An 18,510-nucleotide genomic window follows, 5' to 3' on the forward strand; every position below is an offset into this window, starting at 1 on the left:
AAAACATCTAAAAATCGCATATATGACGCGCCGCAAACGGGCCGCGATCGATGCGTCTGAACGGAGAGAAAGAAGCGGGCAAAGCGGGACAGGCGCCCGGCGAAGAAATCGTTACGCGCATGCAGGCCGGCATTCGACCCGACGACGCTCACGTGACGATGCACGAGCCAACGCCCCGCCCTGGGGCGAACGCCGACGGCCGGGGTTCAAGGCAAGGCAAAGGAGTAACAGCCTGCGCGACGATGCGCGAGAACGCCCCGCCCTGCGGCGAACGCAAACGGCGAGGGTTCAACGGAAGGTAAAGCAGCAACAATCTGCGCGACGAATCGCGCCACGGCGTCAAGCGCGACGCCGCATGCGGCGCATCAGCCGCCGATCGTGCCGCGATCGATCTTGCGCGACAGAATGATCGACGTCGTCGTGCGCTCGACGCCCTCGAGCGTGCCGATCTGGTCGAGCAGGTCGTTGAGCCGCTCCGGCGAATCGGCGCGCAGCCACGCGACATAGTCGTATTCGCCGCTCACCGCGCACAGCAGCTGCACTTCGGGCATCCGGTCGAGCTTGCGCAACACGTCCTTGCCGAACTTCGGCGTGAGGATGATGCCGACATACGCATAAATGCTCGCATCGAGCACGTCCTGCCCGAGCCGCACGCTGTACCCGGCGATCACGTTCGTGCGCTCGAGCCGCGCGATGCGCGCGACGACCGTCGTGCGGGCGACGTCGAGCTGTCGCGCGAGATCGGCGACGCTTGCGCGCGCATCAGCTTGCAGCAGCGCAACGAGTTGCCGGTCGAGGTCGTCGAGTTGGTCGAGGCGAGGTGGACGCATGAGGCTGGGCCGGCGGGCAGCGCGCCGGCGAAATGGAACGTGACGCGATGATAGCGCCGAACGCCGGCGCGCCCAAACGGCGTCGCACGCCATCGCTGGTTCATGCGTTCGAACCGCGCTCCTCGCTCGCGTGCGACGCCCGGCGTGCCGATACACGCACAACCGAACGCCATCGCACGCCATCGTCCGCCGCCCATCCGCTATGTGCGTTCCCCTTCAATTTCGATTCGTTTCGGATGTAAGCAAGTGTCGCTTTCACCGCCGCGTGACACGCAACGTGCTACTAATAGCAGGCGACGCGAGATGCGTGCTCGCGGCACAGGCCGCGGCGCCCGCTCGCACGACACCACCCCGGAGAGCCAACCATGAAGAAAATCTCGCTCACCCTCGCGATGCTCGCCGTTGCAGCAGGCGCATTCGCACAAACGCCGCCGCAACCGCAAACGCCCGCCTCAACGACGGCAGCGGCAGCATCCGCGCCGAGCGCCGAACAGCGCGCGGCACGCCACGAAGCGCGCATCGAGCAGCGCATCAAGTACCTGCACGATCAGTTGAAGATCACGTCGGCGCAGGAGCCGCAATGGAAGACGTTCGCCGACACGATGCGCGAGAACGGTGAAACGATGGGTCACCTGTATCGCGCACGGATGGAAAACCACAACGTGTCCGCCGTCGACGACATGAAGCAGTACGCGGAACTCGCGCAGGCGAACGCGGACGGCGCGAAGAAGCTCGCCGACGCATTCGCGCCGCTCTACCAGAGCTTCCCGGCCGAACAGAAGGCGCTGGCCGACACGACGTTCCGCAGCTGGCTGCACCATGGCGGCGAACATCGCGGCTCGGGCAAGGCCAAAAAGGAAGGCAAGGCAGCCGCCGCGCCGGCCGCCAGCGCGCCCGCGCAACCCTGAGGTCCGCATCGCCGACGCCGCGTTGCCCGGACGGGCGAACGGCGTCGCGCATCCCGCGGGAATTCGGCGCGTCACACGGCGCGCCGAATTCGGGATAAGCTCCCGGCTTTTCCCGCACTTCCCCGCCATGCTCGAACTCAAGCACATCGATCTGCGTACCGACCCGCAGGCCCGTCACGTCGTCAAGGACGAAACCGTCACGGTCGCGTTCGCGGCTGCCGACGGCGAACTGATGAGCCTCGAAGGCCCGAACCGCTATGTCGCGGGCGACGCACTGATCACCGGCTCGACCGGCGACCGCTGGGTCGTGTCGCGCGCACGCTTCGACGCGAAGTACCTGCCCGCCGACCCGGCGCTCGCGCACGGCACGCCGGGCGCGTACCGCAATCGGCCGGCCGTCGTGCTCGCCCGCCGCATGGACGAGCCGTTCACGATCGCCCGCTCGGAAAACGGCGACACGCTGCGCGGCGTCGCCGGCGACTGGGTCATGCAGTATGCGCCCGGCGACTACGGTGTCGTGCAGGCGCAGCGTTTCGCGCAGGTCTACCGCGACGCCTGACGCACCGCAGGGGCGCGAAGAATCGCGTGCTGTCGTCGCGCGTCGCGGCCTGAAACGTTGGCGTCATGCCTGCGTTGCCACAGCGGCGCTCTGCCCGCATCGCGCCGGCGCGCGCTCACGTTCAAGCGAAGTCTTCGTCGAGTTCGAGTTCCGCGTCACGCTCGACGGCCTCGCCGGCCGCGTGGCGCTCTTCCAGCGAGCCCAGCATCGCTTCCGTGTACGCATGCAGCACCGCATGACTGCGGGCGCGCTGCATCGGCTTGAGCGCCAGATAGCGCGCGAGCGCCGGCGGCACGATGCGAATGTCGAGCGTCATCCTCTTCGGCGTCGAGCCGAAACGCATCGCCAGCCAGTGCACGGACAGGAACCGCCCGCGCTCGTCGCTGCTTTCGGCAAAGCGCGTCTGCTCCGGAAAGAGATCGCAGATCACGCGCGCGAGCGCGTCGAATTCCGCGCTCTGGCACTCGATCAGATAGTCGTCCATTCCGTCCTCCCGTCAGGCCGCCGCACGCGGCGACCGGCACGCCTTCACCAGCACGACGACCAGGATCGCGGCCAGCACGAAATACCCGGCTTCGACCCAGGCGGCCGGCAACACGCGCACCTGATACAGCAGCGCGGGCGCGACCGCCAGCGCATGCAGCACGATCGCGAGCGGCAGCACGCCCGCGCGGCCGGCGCGCACGCCGCGCCAGACCAGCACCGACAGCGCGAGCTGCACCACGAACGCCGCGCAGCGCTCGAGCAGCAACAGCAGGATCGACTGTGCCGACAGCGTCGCCAGCATCACGTGCAGCCGCACGACGGTATCGCCGGGGAGATCCGCGAGCTGCGTCTCGAGCTGCCCGCGGCTCGCGAGCCACGCGAGATACGACCACTGGCCCCATACGAGCACGCCGACGAACCACGCTTCGGCGCCGGCATGGCCGATCCCGTAGCCGATGCCGCGCCCGTCGCCGGCCGACGCGCCGTAGCGGCGGTTCAGCACCCGCATCCCGAGATAGCGGCCGACTTCCTCGAACACGGCGGTGGCGAGCGCGCTGTACGCGACGAACGCGAGCGGCTGCGTGAGCCAGCCGCCGGCGGGCGTCTGGCTCAGCACGAAGCCGTGGAATGCGCGTTCGACGATCATCGCGAACAGCGTGAAGACGGCGACGCCGACGATCGTGTCGCGGCGATCGAGCGCAAGCGGCTTGCGCAGGATACGGAAGAGAACGAACGGCAGTAGCGCGATGATCAGCGTGGCGGCGATCAGCACCGCCAGCGTGACGGGAGCGACAGTCATGAATTTCCTTGTTCGGGGCAGCGCACCTGGCGCGCTGCGTGCCCCGAATGATACTCAGCTTGCGGTCGACGCGCGCGCAATCAGCTCGCCGGGCAGCATCGCGACGCGCACGTCGCCGGCCGCGCCGTCGATGCGTTCGTGCACGAATTCGACGGCCTTGTAGCCGATCTCGTAGGTCGGCTGGCGGATCGTCGTGATGCCGATCAGTTCGGCCCATTCCGGATCGTCGATCGACAGCAGCGCGGCCTTTTCCTGCCACGCGGCGCCGAAACGCGCGCGCAGGTGGCGCGCGATCGCGAGCGCGACCGGCGCGTTCGCGGCGAACAGCGCCGCCCGCACGCCGCGTCGCGTCGCGTCGTCGAGGCGCGCGTCGAGGTCGGCCAGCGCCGCAGCGGCCGCCGCAGGCTCGTTCAGGTCGAGCACGACCGTCGGCGGCACCGGCAGCCCGCGTGCGCCGAGCGCCGCGCGGAACGCAGCCTCGCGCAGGCGCCGCGAGCTGACGCGCTCGAATGGCTGCACGACGAAATGGATCGCATCGAAGCCGCGCGCGACAAGGTGCGCGAGCGCCGTCTCGATCGCATCGGTGTTGTCGAGCCCGATCAGGTCGGCCTCGAAGCCCTCGACCGTCCGGTCGACGAGCACCGCCGGGATGCCGGCGCCGCGCAGCGGGCGCAGCACGTCTTCCTCGGCGCCCAGCGCGTTGACGATCAGCCCCTCGACCCGGTAGGTCGTGAGCAGCTGCAGGAAGCGCCGCTCCATTTCGACTTCGTTCGCCGCGTGACAGATGAGCGGCATGTAGCCGAGCGCGTGGCACGCGGCCTCCACGCCCTGCAGCACTTCGATGGTGTATGGATTGGTCAGGTCGGCCGCGAGCATGCCGAGCAGCCGGTTGCGGCCGCGCTTCAGGCCGCGCGCCATCTGGTTCGGCCGGTAGTTCAGGCGCGCGATCGCCGTCTCGATCCGCTGGCGCAGATCGGCGGACAGCACGTGCGTCTCGCCGTTCAGATAGCGCGAAACGCTGGTCTTGCCCGTGCCGGCTTCGCGTGCGACGTCGCTGATCGTCGCGGGACGCTGCGTGGAAGGTTGCGAATCGCTCAAGTCGTGCCTCGCGACGTACGATCCGCGCCGCTTCGTGTGCGGACGGACCTTTGTTGTTGGATACGAAAGCCACCGGGCCGACGCCGCCGATCCCGTGCCGCGCGCTCGCCCGAAGCCGGCGCACTTGCGCCCGCCCCGGTCGCCTGGCACGCACGGCGATCGGCCGCGCCGGACCTGGCACGGATGCCCGTCGTCGAACGCTGCCGGCCGCGTGGCCGGGTCATCGATGCAACGAGCGGGCGATCATAACGCAGCCTGCCCTCCCGCACCAAGACCATCGACTCTAACCGCGCCTGCAGCCCCGCCGGCCGGCCCGCGCCGCTCAAGCGTGCGCGAGCGCGTCGGGATTGACGAGATTCGTGCGCAGCGTGCCGGCCAGCGCGCCGATCAGGTTTTCCGCGGCGCAGCGCGCCATCGCATGGCGCGTCTCGTGCGTCGCCGAGCCGATATGCGGCAGCGCGACCACGTTGTTCATCCGCAGCAGCGGCGAATCCGCCGGCAACGGCTCCTTCTCGAACACGTCGAGCCCCGCGCCGCGGATCGTGCCCGCGCGCAGCGCGTCGATCAGCGCGGCCTCGTCGACCACCGGCCCGCGCGACGCGTTGATCAGGATCGCGCCGCGCTTCATCTTCGTGAATTCGGCCGCGCCGATCAGGTGATGCGTTTGCGGCGACAGCGGCACCTGCAGGCACACGAAATCCGACTGCGCGAGCAGCTCGTCGAGCGTCACGCGGCGCGCGCCGTACTGCGTCTCGGCTTCGGCGTGCGCGGAACGGTTCGCGTACAGCACCTGCATCCGGAAACCGAGCGCCGCGCGGCGCGCGACGGCGCCGCCGATCCGCCCAAGGCCGACGATGCCGAGCGTCTTGCCCTGCACGTCGGTGCCGTACAGATCGGGGCCGATGCTGCGATGCCAGTGGCCGGCCTTCACCCACTCGGCCAGTTCGACCACGCGCCGTGCGGAGGCCAGGATCAGCGAGAACACGGTGTCGGCGGTCGATTCGGTCAGCACGTCGGGCGTATGCGCGAGCACGATCCCGCGCCGCGTGAGATCCGCGACGTCGAAGTTGTCGTAGCCGACCGAAATCGTCGACCAGGCCTTCAGCTTCGGCGCGCGATCGAGCATCTGCGGCGTGACCTTCAGGCTCGCGCCGATCGCGCCGTGCGCGTCGCCCAACGCATCGGCGAGCGCGGCGGGGCCGTCGGCCTGCACGACGTCCGCATGCTCGCGCAGGTACGCGAGAACATCATCGGGCAACGGCTTGTACGCGACGATACGAGGCTTCATCGTTTTCATTTTCCTTGCAGCGGCGTCGCGAGCGAGTGCGCATCGCGCGCCTGGGGTTTGACGGACAGCGTGAGGATCACCGCGGCGACGAGCGCCGCGCTCATGAACGCATACGACGCGACGGGCGATCCGGTCGCACCGTTCAGGTAGCCGACGAAATACGAGCCGACGAACGAGCCGAGCGCGCCCATGCTGTTGATCAGCGCCATCGCGCCGCCGGCGACGTTCTTCGGCAGCAGTTCCGGGACGATCGCGAAGAACGGGCCGTACGGCGCGTACATCGCCGCGCCCGCGACGACCAACAGCGCATACGAGATCCAGAAATGCGACGAGCCGAGCGCATACGACGCGGCGAACGCGGCCGCACCGATCAGCAGGAACGGCCACACGAAGCCGCGGCGCGAGCCGACCTTGTCGGACGCCCACGACGCGACCAGCATCGCGATCGTCGCCGCGAGGTACGGCAGCGCGGACAGCCAGCCGGTCGCGACCATCCCGAGCTCGGACCCGTTCTTCACGATCGACGGCAGCCACAGCACGAAGCCGTACACGCCGATGCTCCAGCAGAAGTACTGCGCGCACAGCTTGATCACGGCCGGCGAACGGAACGCCTCGCCGTAATTGCGCACCGGCTTGATCGCCGCCTGCTCGGCCGCGAGCACGGCGTCGAGGTCGCGCTTTTCCTGCGCGGTGAGCCACGGCGAATCGGCCGGCTTGTCCTGCACGAGGAACCACCAGCACACGGCCCAGATCACGGCCGGCACGCCTTCGGCGATGAACATGTGGCGCCAGCCGAATTCGTGCACCAGATAGCCCGACACGATCGACATCCACAGCACGGTGACCGGGTTGCCGAGGATCAGGAACGTGTTCGCGCGCGAGCGCTCGCTCTTCGTGAACCAGTTGCTGATGTAGATCAGCATCGCCGGCATCACGGCCGCCTCGACCACGCCGAGCACGAAGCGGATCACCATCAGCGACGGGATGTCGGCGACCACGCCCGTGAGCGCCGCGCAAGCCCCCCACAGCACGAGGCTGACGAACACGAGCTTCTTGACGCTGCGGCGCTCCGCATAGATCGCGCCCGGAATCTGGAAGAAGAAGTAGCCGAGGAAGAACAGCGCACCGATCAGCGACGACAGGCCCTTGCTGATCCCGAGGTCCTGGTTGATGCCGGCCGCGGCCGCGAACCCGTAGTTCGCGCGATCGAGGTAGGCAAGGCTGTAGGTGATGAAGACGATCGGCATGATCGTCCACCAGCGTCGGACTGCGAGATTGGCTGCCATCAGAATGTCTCCTAGATAGGTTGGAGTGGCGAGTCGTCGCCTGGCTCCGCTCCCGTCCTGTCGGGAATCGACCGGCCTCGGCGTCTGGTCGCCTCGTCCGGCCTCATGCAAAACCGTGCGTGAAGCACGAAATGGGTCCGCGGATTGTGCCGTGTCCGGCCTCTCATTGCGCGGTGACGGTTTCCTCTAAGCGATCGGCGCGATTGCTGACGTTTTCGAGCTGATCGAGTGCCGCACGGGTCGGCAGGCCTTCCGAATCGCCGATCACCTGGATCGCGAGCGCCCCGATGCGGTTGCCGCGCGCGACCGCCTGCTCGACCGAGCGCCCTTCCAGCAGCGCGCTGACCACGCCGACCGCGAAGCCGTCGCCGGCGCCGACCGTGTCGACCACCTTCGCGACACGCTCGCCCGCCACCGTGCCCGCGCGGCCGTCGGCCGTGCGGAAATACGCGCCTTCGGGACCCAGCTTGATCACCACGCCGCGCGCGCCGCGCGCCAGATAGAAGCCCGCGATGTCGGCCGGCGTGTCGTGCCCGGTGAGCTGCCGCCCTTCGGCGAGCCCCGGCAGCACCCAGTCCGCGAGCGTCGCGAGCGCGTTCAGCGTCTTCGCCATCACGTCGGCGGACGGCCACAGGGTCGGGCGCAGGTTCGGGTCGAACGAGATCGTCTTGCCGGCCGCGCGCATCTCGCGCGCCAGCTGGAACGCGAGCTCGCACGACGTCGCGGAGATCGCCGGCGCGACGCCCGTCAGGTGCAGGTGCCGTGCGCCGAGCACGTAATCGGCGACGTAGTCGTCGCACGACAGGTGGCTCGCGGCCGAGCCCTTGCGGAAATATTCGACGGTCGGGTCGCTGCCGTCGTCGTTGCGCGACTTCAGCTGGAAGCCGGTCGGATAGCGCGGATCGACGGTCACGCACGACGCGTCGATGCCTTCGCGCGCGAGCGTGTCGAGCACGTAGGTGCCGAACGAATCGCGGCCGACCCGGCTCATCCAGCCGACCCGGAAGCCGAGCCGCGACAGGCCGATCGCGACGTTCAGGTCCGCGCCCGCGATCCGCTTCGTGAATTGCGCGGCGTGCGCGAGGTGGCACGGCTCGGCGGCGACGAACATCGCCATCGCTTCGCCGTAGGTCACGACATCGAGTGCTGCTTTCATGAGTGCATTCCTCCGTATCCTTCCGGCGTCACGCGGCGGCGAGCCACGCCACGCGCCGCCCGGCGTCGCCCGCCAGGTCGGCCGCATCGAACGGGAACTCGATCCCGCGCGGCACCGCTTGCGGCAGAACCGCGAGCACGCCCGTGACGAGCGGATCGCCCGGTGCGGGCGCCACCGCGAAGCGGCGCGCGCCGTCGCCCACGACCGCCTTGCAATGAATGTATTCCACATGCGGCGCGAGCGCGTGCGCGCACGCGAGCGGCGCTTCGCCCGGCCACTGCCAGTTGCCGATATCGAACGTCATGCCGAGTGCATCCGGCGTGCCGGCCTCGGTGAGCGCATCGAACAGCCCGCGGAACTGCGCGAGCGCACCGCCCACCGGCAGCTGGCCGTTCTCGACCACCACGCGGGCACGCGCACCGCGCGACAGCGCGACGATCTGCGCCGCATGCGCGTCGCAGGCAAAGCCGCCGAGCTGGAACTTGACGAAGCGCGCGCCGAGGGCATCGGCTTCCACAAGCGTGTCGCGCAGCGCGTCGGCGTCGAGCGCGCCGGCTTCCGTGTACAACGTGGCCGGCGTCGAATAGACCGACCACAGCCCGTGTGCGGAGAGTGCCGTGCCGAGTTCGGCCAGCGCGGCGGGCGTCGCGTCGTCGTCGGATGCGAACAGCTCGCGGCGCACCTCGAACCCGGTCGCGCCCGATGCCGCCGCGGTCGCGAGAAACGCCCGGTGGCCCTCCTGACGCACGCGGTCCATCCCGAATGCGCTCGCCACGATCACGATGTCTGCCATTTCTGCCCTTTTTTTACCGGAATGGAACCGGTTCCATTTGCTTGAGACGGATGGTGCGCTTCGCTGCGGGTGCACACCATAGAGGAAATCCCTAAGGCCGGCGGCCGCGCGAATCCCGTGGGCCGCGCAGCGGCGTCCGGCGTTGCCGGCAAGGGTTCCGCCGCTTATCGGGCGTCGCGCGCGAGGCTCATCTCGAGGAACCGGGCGGCCACGCGCGACGGCGCGGCGCCGTGCGGCACCAGAATCGAGAAATGGCGCGTGAGCGGCGCGGGGGCCAGCGAACGCGGCACGAGCGCCGCCTCTTCGTGACGCAGCGACATCGCCGACACGAACCCGACGCCCATCCCCGCGCGCACGGCCTCCTTCACGGCCTCGACGCCCGCGATCTCGAACGCGACGCGCATCGGCGCGCCGCCGTGCGCGAACACGCGTTCGACGAGCTGCCGCACGCCGGAGCCCTCCTCGCGCAGCACGAGCGGATGCGCGGCGAGTGCGTCGAGCGTGACGCCGGCTTCGTACTCCGGCGCGGCGAGCGGATGCCCGGCCGGCACGACCGCGACGATCTCGTCCTCGTGCCACGCATGCACGGCGGTGCCGGGCGGCAGCGCCTCGCCGGGCGGTCCTTCGATCATCGCGATGTCGAGCGACGCGAGCGCGGCGACCACGTCGGCCGTATTGCCGCTCATCGTCTGGATCGTCACCCGCGGCACGCGCGGCTGGAACGCCGCGATCAGGTACGGCAGCAGGTAGCTGGCCGGCGTCGTGCTCGCGCCGATCCGCAGCGTGCCGGCGTCGAGCCCGCGCACCGCGTCGCGAAACGCGCGCGCCTGCGCGAACGTGTCGCGCTGCGCCTTCGCGTATTCCGCGAGCTGTTCGCCGACCGGCGTCAGGCGGATGCCGCGCCCGTCGCGCTGGTACAGCAGCTCGCCGAACTCGTCCTGCAGCAGGCGTAGCTGGCCCGATACGGCCGGCTGCGACAGATGCAACGCCACCGCAGCACGGCTGATGTTCAGATGTTCGGCTACGGCCGCGAACGTTATCAGTTGATCCGGGGTCATGGGAGTGAATTATCGGCTTTCCGGATAGTTTACGTCACAAATCACAATTTTTCATATCGATATATCCAAATTAGGATTAAGCCATCGCAACCTGCTTCGCCACGGTGCCCTTCATGTCCACTGCTCCTGCTCCCCATCTCAGCCACGCCGCGCCGTCGATGCGCGGCCAGTTGAACGGCGTGCTGTTCGTCGCGCTGTTCGCCGCCGCCGTCACGAGCCTGTCGGAACTGCCGGCGATCGCCGGGCTCGGCCTGTCGCCACTGATCGTCGGGATCGTCGCCGGCGCGCTGTACGGCAACGCGCTGCGCGACGGCATGCCCGCGAGCTGGGCGGCCGGCGTCAACTTTTCCGCGCGCAAGCTGCTGCGCATCGCGGTCGCGTTCTTCGGCTTGCGCGTGAGCCTGCAGGAAATCGCGCAGGTCGGCCTGCCGGGCCTGACGGTATCGGTGCTGGTCGTCCTCAGCACGCTCGTGATCGGCACCTGGGTCGGCATGAAGGTGATGAAGCTCGATCGCGACGCGGCGCTGCTGACCGCCGCCGGCAGCGCAATCTGCGGCGCGGCCGCCGTGCTCGCGTTCGAGTCGACGCTGCAGTCGAAGCCGCACCAGAGCGCGATGGCCGTGGGCAGCGTGGTGCTGTTCGGCACGCTGTCGATGTTCCTGTACCCGCTCGCGTATCACGCCGGCCTGCTCGGTCTCGACCCGACCGGCCTCGGCCTGTTCTTCGGCGGCACGATCCACGAAGTCGCGCAGGTGGTCGGCGCGGCGAGCGACATCAGCCCGCAGGTCACGCACGTCGCGACCATCGTGAAGATGACCCGCGTGATGCTGCTGGTGCCGGTGCTGCTCGCGCTCGGCTGGTGGCTCGCCCGCTCCGCCCGCTCGGCTAGCGCGAGCGCCGACGGCGCGCAAGGCAAGCGCAAGGTGGCCGTGCCGTGGTTCGCGCTCGGTTTCCTCGGCTTCGTGATCGTCAATTCGCTGAACGTGCTGCCCGCCGATGTCACGCATACGCTGAACCTGCTCGACACCTTCGCCCTGACGATGGCGATGACCGCGCTCGGCATCGAGACCCGCGTGTCGCAGATCCGCGAAGCCGGCCCCCGCGCCCTCACCACCGGCCTGATCCTCTACGTCTGGCTGATCGCCGGCGGCTACGGGATCACCTGGGCCGTGCAGCGCTGCCTTGGCTGAGCCGCACATCCACGCCGCGACACGCGCCGCGCCCGACGGGAAGGTCCCGCGGGCGCGGCGCAGTGCTATGCTTCGCGTCGTTTTCCTTCGTCCCCTTCATCAATCTCTTTCAGCCGTGCTCTCGTTCCTGCTGAAGCTGCGCACTCGCGCCCAGACGCTGTTCCGCCTGTCGGACGCCCATACGATGCTGATCTGGTCGGCCGTCGTCGGCGTCGGCGGCGCCTTCGCCACCATGACGTTCCGCGAAGGCATCGACCTGATGCAGCACCTGATCTCCGGGCACAGCGGCAGCTTCGTGCAGATGGCGAGAAGCCTGCCGTGGTACGTGCGCTTCTGGATGCCGGCCGCGGGCGGCTTCCTGGCCGGCTGCGTGCTGCTGCTCGCGACGCGCGGCGACAGCAAGGCCGGCAAGACCGACTACATGGAAGCCGTCGCGCTCGGCGACGGCGTCGTGCCGGTGCGCCAGAGCCTGTGGCGCAGCGTCTCGTCGCTGCTGACGATCGGCAGCGGCGGCTCGATCGGCCGCGAAGGCCCGATGGTGCAACTCGCGGCGCTGGCCGCGTCGCTGGTCGGCCGCTTCGTGCACTTCGACCCGCCGCGCCTGCGCCTGCTCGTCGCATGCGGCGCGGCGGCCGGTATCACCTCCGCGTACAACGCGCCGATCGCGGGCGCGTTCTTCATCTCCGAAATCGTGCTCGGCACGATCGCGATGGAGAGCTTCGGGCCGATGGTCGTCGCGTCCGTCGTCGCGAACATCGTGATGCGGGAATTCGCCGGCTACCGGCCGCCGTACGAGATGCCGGTGTTCCCGGCCGTGACGGGCCCCGAGGTGCTGCTGTTCGTCGTGCTCGGCGCGCTGTGCGGCGTGCTCGCGCCGCAGTTCCTGCATCTGCTCGATGCGTCGAAGAACCAGTTCAAGCGGCTGCCCGTGCCGCTGCCGGTGCGGCTCGCGCTCGGCGGCCTGGTGGTCGGCGTGATCTCGGTGTGGATTCCGGACGTGTGGGGCAACGGCTATAGCGTCGTGAACCAGATCCTGCATGCGCCGTGGACCTGGCAGGCGCTCGTCGCGGTGCTGGTGTTCAAGGTGATCGCGACCGCCGCGACGGCCGGCTCGGGCGCGGTCGGCGGCGTGTTCACGCCGACGCTGTTCGTCGGCGCCGTGTTCGGCTCGCTGTTCGGCCTCGCGATGAACGCGCTGTGGCCGGGCCACACGTCCGCATATTTCGCGTATGCGATGGTCGGGATGGGCGCGTTCATGGCCGGCGCCACGCAGGCGCCGCTGATGGCGATCCTGATGATCTTCGAGATGACGCTGAGCTACCAGGTCGTGCTGCCGCTCCTGGTGTCGTGCGTGTTCGCGTATTTCGTCGCGCGCGCGACCGGCACGACGTCGATGTACGAGATCACGCTGCGCCACCATCAGGACGCGCAGGAACGGCTGCGGCTGCGCACCACGCAGATGCGCGAACTGATCCAGCCCGCGCAGACGGTCGTGCCGCTCGCCGCGAGCGTCGCCGACATGACGCGCGTGTTTCTCGAATATCCGGTGAAGTATCTATACGTGACCGACGACGCCGGGCGCTTTCGCGGCGCGGTCGCATTGAAGGACATCACGTCCGACCTGCTCGACAAGCGCGACACGACCGACAAGACGGCCGCGCACTACGCGCACACGCCGTTTCCGCTGCTCACGCCCGACATGCCGCTCGCGACCGCGCTCGAACGCTTCATGGCGTTCCAGGGTGAGCGGCTGCCGGTGATCGAAAGCGAAGCCGAGCCGACGCTCGCGGGGGTCGTCTACAAGACGTCGCTGCTCGACGCGTACCGGCGGATGACCGGCGAGCGTTGACGCATTAGGTGAGCCGCGCCGCCGCATCCCCGATCGCCGCGCCGCCCGCCGCCCGAGCGTTCAGCCCGGCTCGCGGCCCAGCACGACCCGTGCGAAGAACCCCGCCAGCACCGCTTCGGCCGCGTCGGCCGACACGTGCTGCGGATCGGCCGTGTAATACGACTGCACGCCGTCGCACAGGCACATCAGCCCGAAGGCGAGCGTGTCGGCCGGCAGCAGCAGCGGCGTGCCCGCGCGCTCGGCGAAGCGCTGGATGAACTCGGCCATCTGCAGCCGCTTGCCGTGCAGGAACTGGTTGAAGCGCACGCGAAACTTCGCGTCGCGCGCCGCCTGCAGCTTCGCCTCACCCCACAGCAGCGAATACTCGTCGTCGCGAAACAGCGTGCTGTAGTACGCGAGCGCCGTCGACTCCATCTGCTCGCGCGGCCCGCCTTCCTCGAAAATCGCCTCGAAATCGGCCCGCACCGAATCATGGTCGCGCTCGAGCAGCTCGAGCAGCAGCTCCGACTTGCTGCGGAAGTTCGAGTAGAACGCGCCGCGCGTATAGCCGGCGGCCGCCGCGATGTCCTCGACGCTCGCGGCGACATAGCCCTTCTTCAGAAAAATCCGGTGCGCGGCTTTCAGCAGACGTTCGCGCGTCTGGTCCCGGCTCTGCTCGCGAGTTAAGCGCTGTGGTTTCATGGCGCGCAGTCTAGCATCAACCCCCATTCGGATTCATCTTTGCATTCAGATACAGGTGTGTATTAGAATTCGCCGCAGTTTCCGAACGACTTCGTTCGGCACTGTCCGTGCGCGCCCACCCGGCGCCACTCGGGGCAAGCGCCCATCGCGCTTGCCGGCTTCGTTCCGCTCTCACCTGATCTGGGGGTTTCGTGAATCGCTCCGGTTCCCGCGCCGTGCTGCTGATCGGCACCGCGCTCGTCCTTGCCGCCTGTCATCCGAAGGAAGCCGCGCCGCCCGAACCGCGGTCGGTGGTCGCGCTGCCGGCTCATGCAGACAGCGGCGCGATCGCGAGCGCGTGCTGCCCGGCGAGGTCCAGGCGCGCTATTCGACGGCGCTGTCGTTCCGGGTCGGCGGCAAGATCGTCGAGCGGCAGGTGCGCCTCGGCGACACCGTCAAGGCCGGACAGGACGCTCGCGGCGCTGGATCCGGCCGACGTCTGCAGAAGCACGCTGCTGAGTGCGCGCGCGCAGTTCGATGCCGCGACGCACAGCCTCGCGTTCGCGAAGCAGCAGCTCGAGCGCGACCGCGCGCAGGCGCGCGAGAACCTGATCGCGACCGCGCAGCTCGAACAGACCCAGAACAGCTACACGTCGGCGCTCGCGCAGCGCGACCAGGCGCAGCAGCAGCTCGCGCTCGCGAAGAACCAGCTCCGCTATGCGACGCTCGTCGCCGATCACGACGGCGTCGTGACGTCCGAGGATGCCGATACCGGGCAGAACGTCGAGGCCGGGCAGGCGGTGTTTCATCTGGACTGGAGCGGCGAGCTCGACGTCGTGTGCGACGCGTCGGAGGCCGCGACCTGCGCGATCCTCGCGATCGGCCATGCGGCGCGCGCGTCAGGCTGACGGCGCTGCCGGGCAAAGTGTTCGAAGCGCGCGTGCGCGAGGTCGCGGCCGCCGCGGATCCGCAAAGCCGCACGTGGCGGGTAAAGCTGACGCTGGTCGCGCCCGAGCCCGGACGTGCGCCTCGGGATGACCACGAACGTCGCGTTCGACGGCGCACCGGTTGCCGGCAACGCGGCCATACGATCACGCTGCCGGCCACCGCGCTCTTTCACCGCGGCAAGCAGCCGGCGGTCTGGGTCGTGCGCACCAAGGCAGCGACACGCTGGAACTGCGCACGGTGTCGACGTCGCACGCTACGACGAACGCACGGTGTCCATCACGTCGCACGGGCTCGCAGCCTGACGAGCGCGTCGTGCTGCAGGGTGTGCATACCGTCAGCGCGGGCGAGACGCGTGCGGCCGGTCGTGCCGCCGCTGCATCCGGAGGACTTCCCGTCATGAACGGCCCCCGAACACATCTGCCGGACGACGCGCGAACCGACGCCGGCCAGGCCGACGAACGTCGCTTCAACCTGTCGTCCTGGGCGCTGCGCCATCAGCAACTGGTGATCTTCCTGATCGGCCTTGCGACGCTCTTCGGCATCATCGGCTATACGCGGCTCGCGCAATCCGAAGATCCGCCGTTCACGTTCCGCGTGATGGTGATCCAGACCTACTGGCCGGGCGCCACCGCCCGAGAAGTCCAGGAGCAGGTCACCGACCGGATCGGCCGCCAGCTTCAGGCCGCGCCGTACGTCGACAACATCAAGAGCTACTCTCGCCCCGGCGAGTCGATGATCTTCTTCGCGATGAAGGATTCGGCGCCCGTCAATCAGGTGCCGGAAACCTGGTATCAGGTGCGCAAGAAGGTCGGCGACATCCGCGCGACGCTGCCGAAGGGCACGGTCGGCCCGTTCTTCAACGACGAATTCGGCGACGTCTATACGAACATTTATGCGCTCGAAGGCGACGGCTACTCGCCGGCGCAATTGCACGATTACGCGGACAAGCTGCGCGCGGTGCTGCTGCGCGTGCCCGGCGTCGGCAAGGTCGACTACTTCGGCGACCCCGATCAGCACGTGTTCGTCGAGATCTCGAACGCGCAGCTGACCCGGCTCGCGATCACGCCGCAACAGCTCGCGCAGGCGATCGACGCGCAGAATGCCGTCGCGCCGGTCGGCACGATCACGACGGCGGACGATCGCGTGTTCGTGCGTCCCACCGGCGCGTTCAAGACAATGCGAGGCGCTCGCGGACATGCCGATACCGTGAACAACGGCCGCACGTTCCGGCTCGGCGATCTCGCGACGGTGAAGCGCGGCTACGACGATCCGGTCGTCACGCAGATGCGGACGGCCGGTCCAGGCGCGAACGGCCATGCCGTGCTCGGCATCGGCGTGACGATGCAAAAGGGCGGCGACGTGATCGATCTCGGCAAGGCGCTCGACGCCAGGACCGCCGAACTCCAGGCAGGCCTGCCGGCCGGCGTGAAGCTGAGCGCGGTGTCGAGCATGCCGCACGCGGTGAAACACTCGGTGGACGACTTCGTCGAGGCGGTGGGCGAAGCCGTCGCCATCGTGCTCGTGGTCAGCCTCGTGTCGCTGGGCTTGCGCACCGGGATGGTGGTCGTCATCACGATTCCGATCGTGCTGGCCGTGACCGCGCTGTGCATGCACGTGTTCGGCATCGGGCTCGACAAGGTGTCGCTGGGCACGCTGGTGCTTGCGCTCGGGCTGCTGGTGGACGACGCGATCATCGCCGTCGAAATGATGGCGGTGAAGCTCGAGCAAGGCTGGACGCGAACGCGTGCGGCGGCGTTCGCCTACACGAGCACGGCGTTCCCGATGCTCACGGGAACGCTCGTGACGGTATCGGGCTTCCTGCCGATCGCGCTCGCGAAGTCGAGCACCGGCGAGTACACGCGCTCGATCTTCGAGGTGTCGGCGATCGCGCTGATCGCGTCGTGGTTCGCGGCCGTCGTGCTGATCCCGCTGCTCGGCTATCACCTGCTGCCCGAGCGCAAGAAGCACGCGCACGAAGCCCACCTGCCGGACGATCACGGGCAGGACGTGTACGACACGGGCTTCTACCGGCGCCTGTCCGGCTGGATCTCGGCCTGCATCGAACGCCGCTGGGTCGTGCTCGGCGTGACCGCGGTGCTGTTCGCGATCGCGATGGCCGCCTTCACGCGCGTGCCGCAGCAGTTCTTCCCGAACTCGGAGCGCCCCGAACTGCTGGTCGACTTGCGCTTGCCGGAAGGCGCGTCGTTCGACGCGACGCTGCGCGAGGCCACGCGGCTCGAGAAGACGCTCGCTGGCCGCCCCGAAATCGATCACGTCGTCGACTTCGTCGGCACCGGCGCGCCGCGCTTCTATCTGCCGCTCGATCAACAGCTTCAGCAGCCGAACTTCGCACAGTTCGTCATCACGGCGAAGGACGTCGAAGCACGCGACCGGCTGTCGCACTGGCTCGAGTCGACGCTCGCAATCCGTTTCCCGACCGTGCGCACGCGTGTGGCGCGGCTTGAAAACGGGCCGCCGGTCGGCTTCCCGATCAAGTTCCGCGTGAGCGGCGACGACATCGCGACCGCGCGCTCGATCGCCGAGAAGGTGGCGCGACAAGGTGCGCGCCGACCCGCGCACGCGCAACGTGCAGTTCGACTGGGACGAGCCGGCCGAGCGCTCGGTGTCGTTCGAAATCGATCAGCTCAAGGCGCGCCAGCTCGGCGTGACGTCGGAAGACGTGTCGGGCTTCCTCGCGATGACGCTGTCGGGCTACACGGTCACGCAATATCGCGAGCGCGACAAGCTGATCAACGTCGACCTGCGCGCGCCGAAGAGCGAGCGCGTCGACCCGTCGAAGCTCGCCGGCATCGCGATTCCGACGCCGCACGGCCCGGTGCCGCTCGGCGCGATCGGCCACGTGCGCGACACGCTCGAATACGGCGTGATCTGGGAACGCGACCGCCAGCCGACGATCACCGTGCAGGCCGACGTGCGCGGCGACGCAGCGAGCATCGGCGTCACGCGCGACATCGACGGTGCGCTGGCGACGCTGCGCGCGACGCTCCCCACCGGCTACCGGATCGACATCGGCGGCGCGGCGGAGGAAAGCATGAAGGGCCAGACGTCCATCAACGCCCAGATGCCGCTGATGATCATCGCGGTGCTGACGCTGCTGATGATTCAGCTCAAGCGCTTCTCGCGCACCTTCATCGTCGTGCTGACCGCGCCGCTCGGCCTGATCGGCGTGGTCGCCGCGCTGCTGCTGTTCGGCAAGCCGTTCGGCTTCGTCGCGCTGCTCGGCGTGATCGCGATGTTCGGGATCATCATGCGCAACTCCGTGATCCTGGTCGATCAGATCGACCAGGACATCGCAGCCGGACAGCCGCGCTTCACGGCGATCGTCAGCGCGACGGTGCGGCGCTTCCGGCCGATCATGCTGACCGCCGCCGCCGCCGTGCTCGCCCTGATCCCGCTGCTGCGCTCGGGCTTCTTCGGCCCGATGGCAACGGCGCTGATGGGCGGCATCACGGTCGCGACGGGACTGACCATCTTCTTCCTGCCCGCCCTTTATGCGACGTGCTTCAAGGTGCGAGGCGACGAACGCGACCCGCACGAACCGCCGCACGACGGCACGCCTGCCACGCCGTCGGGAGCCTGAC

The 18,510-nt window shown here is 68.8% G+C and carries 14 protein-coding genes and 2 pseudogenes; 6 read left to right on the forward strand and 10 right to left on the reverse strand.

Annotated features, from left to right (window positions below):
- Positions 1-365 precede the first annotated feature (365 nt).
- Entirely contained in the window at positions 366-830 is a 465-nt protein-coding gene (locus ACP26O_RS08715; RefSeq protein ID WP_006481526.1) for an Lrp/AsnC family transcriptional regulator, read from the reverse strand.
- 365 nt (positions 831-1,195) lie between these two features.
- Between ACP26O_RS08715 and ACP26O_RS08720 the strand changes: the two genes are divergently transcribed.
- Together ACP26O_RS08720 and ACP26O_RS08725 are read left to right on the forward strand one after the other, a co-directional pair.
- Positions 1,196-1,738 (forward strand): Spy/CpxP family protein refolding chaperone, encoded by a 543-nt coding sequence (locus ACP26O_RS08720; RefSeq protein ID WP_175666540.1) that lies wholly within the window; start codon positions 1,196-1,198, stop codon positions 1,736-1,738.
- Between the two features lie 127 nt (positions 1,739-1,865).
- Positions 1,866-2,297, forward strand: coding sequence for a PGDYG domain-containing protein (locus ACP26O_RS08725; RefSeq protein ID WP_011656930.1), 432 nt, complete (start codon positions 1,866-1,868; stop codon positions 2,295-2,297).
- A 121-nt stretch (positions 2,298-2,418) separates the two neighbouring features.
- Here the strand turns inward: ACP26O_RS08725 and ACP26O_RS08730 are convergent, their stop codons facing one another.
- The 8 genes from ACP26O_RS08730 to ACP26O_RS08765 form a co-directional block, all read right to left on the reverse strand.
- Positions 2,419-2,781, reverse strand: a complete 363-nt coding sequence (locus ACP26O_RS08730; protein ID WP_175666539.1) for a DUF3022 domain-containing protein — start codon at positions 2,779-2,781, stop codon at positions 2,419-2,421.
- A gap of 12 nt (positions 2,782-2,793) precedes the next feature.
- A complete protein-coding gene (locus tag ACP26O_RS08735; protein ID WP_175666538.1) occupies positions 2,794-3,582 on the reverse strand; it encodes a YhfC family intramembrane metalloprotease in 789 nt (262 codons plus the stop codon).
- Between the two features lie 54 nt (positions 3,583-3,636).
- Positions 3,637-4,680: a LacI family DNA-binding transcriptional regulator gene (locus tag ACP26O_RS08740; protein WP_011656933.1), complete on the reverse strand. Its 1,044-nt coding sequence runs from the start codon at positions 4,678-4,680 to the stop codon at positions 3,637-3,639.
- A 322-nt stretch (positions 4,681-5,002) separates the two neighbouring features.
- A complete protein-coding gene (locus ACP26O_RS08745; protein ID WP_175666537.1) occupies positions 5,003-5,968 on the reverse strand; it encodes an NAD(P)-dependent oxidoreductase in 966 nt (321 codons plus the stop codon).
- 5 nt (positions 5,969-5,973) lie between these two features.
- On the reverse strand, positions 5,974-7,254 hold the full coding sequence (locus ACP26O_RS08750; protein WP_175666536.1) for an MFS transporter: 1,281 nt from the start codon (positions 7,252-7,254) through the stop codon (positions 5,974-5,976).
- A 163-nt stretch (positions 7,255-7,417) separates the two neighbouring features.
- Entirely contained in the window at positions 7,418-8,410 is a 993-nt protein-coding gene (locus ACP26O_RS08755; protein ID WP_006754794.1) for a sugar kinase, read from the reverse strand.
- A 28-nt stretch (positions 8,411-8,438) separates the two neighbouring features.
- Complete coding sequence (locus ACP26O_RS08760) at positions 8,439-9,203, reverse strand: sugar phosphate isomerase/epimerase family protein (protein WP_175666535.1); 765 nt, start codon at positions 9,201-9,203, stop codon at positions 8,439-8,441.
- A gap of 164 nt (positions 9,204-9,367) precedes the next feature.
- Positions 9,368-10,261, reverse strand: coding sequence for a LysR family transcriptional regulator (locus ACP26O_RS08765; RefSeq protein WP_175666534.1), 894 nt, complete (start codon positions 10,259-10,261; stop codon positions 9,368-9,370).
- A gap of 113 nt (positions 10,262-10,374) precedes the next feature.
- Between ACP26O_RS08765 and ACP26O_RS08770 the strand changes: the two genes are divergently transcribed.
- On the forward strand, positions 10,375-11,451 hold the full coding sequence (locus ACP26O_RS08770; protein WP_175666533.1) for a YeiH family protein: 1,077 nt from the start codon (positions 10,375-10,377) through the stop codon (positions 11,449-11,451).
- A 115-nt stretch (positions 11,452-11,566) separates the two neighbouring features.
- The gene (locus ACP26O_RS08775; protein ID WP_206444909.1) at positions 11,567-13,300 is read left to right on the forward strand and encodes a ClcB-like voltage-gated chloride channel protein; all 1,734 of its coding nucleotides are present in this window, start codon (positions 11,567-11,569) and stop codon (positions 13,298-13,300) included.
- Positions 13,301-13,360: 60 nt separating this feature from the next.
- Here ACP26O_RS08775 and ACP26O_RS08780 read toward each other — a convergent pair whose 3' ends face one another.
- On the reverse strand, positions 13,361-13,981 hold the full coding sequence (locus ACP26O_RS08780; RefSeq protein ID WP_105834449.1) for a TetR/AcrR family transcriptional regulator: 621 nt from the start codon (positions 13,979-13,981) through the stop codon (positions 13,361-13,363).
- Positions 13,982-14,172: 191 nt separating this feature from the next.
- On the opposite strand from ACP26O_RS08780, the pseudogene ACP26O_RS08785 reads away from it, so the two are divergent.
- A pseudogene (locus ACP26O_RS08785) lies at positions 14,173-15,308 on the forward strand (efflux RND transporter periplasmic adaptor subunit).
- Positions 15,305-18,509 (forward strand): annotated as a pseudogene (locus ACP26O_RS08790) (efflux RND transporter permease subunit). The pseudogenes ACP26O_RS08785 and ACP26O_RS08790 overlap by 4 nt, the downstream one beginning before the upstream one ends.
- Position 18,510 lies beyond the last annotated feature (1 nt).

This window comes from Burkholderia sp. R-40 (assembly GCF_049942845.1).
GTDB classification, from domain to species: domain Bacteria; phylum Pseudomonadota; class Gammaproteobacteria; order Burkholderiales; family Burkholderiaceae; genus Burkholderia; species Burkholderia ambifaria.